Annotated in this window: 1 pseudogene; it reads left to right on the top strand. The window is 53.0% G+C overall.

Features of this window, described 5'->3' with window-relative positions:
- A pseudogene (locus AD944_RS15975) lies at positions 1-389 on the top strand (transposase); the annotation flags it as partial.
- Positions 390-551 lie beyond the last annotated feature (162 nt).

Genomic DNA, 551 nt, shown 5'->3' with positions numbered 1-551 from the left:
CGCTCCCGGTACAAGATCACGTCTCCATCGACCGGAAGTTTCGGTTTATCCGAAAATGGAAAACGACGGATGCCGCCGCCGGTGATGGCGCGCGATTAAGAGAGGGCTTGCTTGATAAAACCAATACAGCCTCAAGCGTCTGGGCGGATACCGCCTACCGCTCAAAAGCCAATGAGGACTTCATGGAAAAGGAAGGCTTTGTCTCGAAGGTTCATAGGAAAAAACCACATCTCAAGCCCATGCCACGGCATATCCAGAAGTCGAATGCTGGAAAGTCGGTGATCCGATCACGCGTCGAGCATGTCTTTGCCGACCGGAAATCACAAACGGGACTGTTCATCCGAACTGTCGGCATCTCCCGGGCCACCATGAGGATCGGGGCTTCCTCTTCCTGGAGCGGATCAGCGCGAATGCATAGCTATCCAGCGGGTGGTAGCCCTCGATCTGCTCAAAACGCAGATCGAAAGCGACCCAAAGAACCGTCAATCAACACGCCAAAAGCTCAAAATCAGAACCAAGGCACATTAATTAACGGTTCTTCGATCCCTCCA

The sequence above is a fragment of the Acetobacter tropicalis genome, from assembly GCF_001580915.1.
In the GTDB taxonomy this organism is placed as follows: domain Bacteria; phylum Pseudomonadota; class Alphaproteobacteria; order Acetobacterales; family Acetobacteraceae; genus Acetobacter; species Acetobacter tropicalis.
The sequence above is the reverse complement of the archived record's forward strand: the minus strand, read 5'-3'. Positions and strand labels throughout refer to the sequence as shown.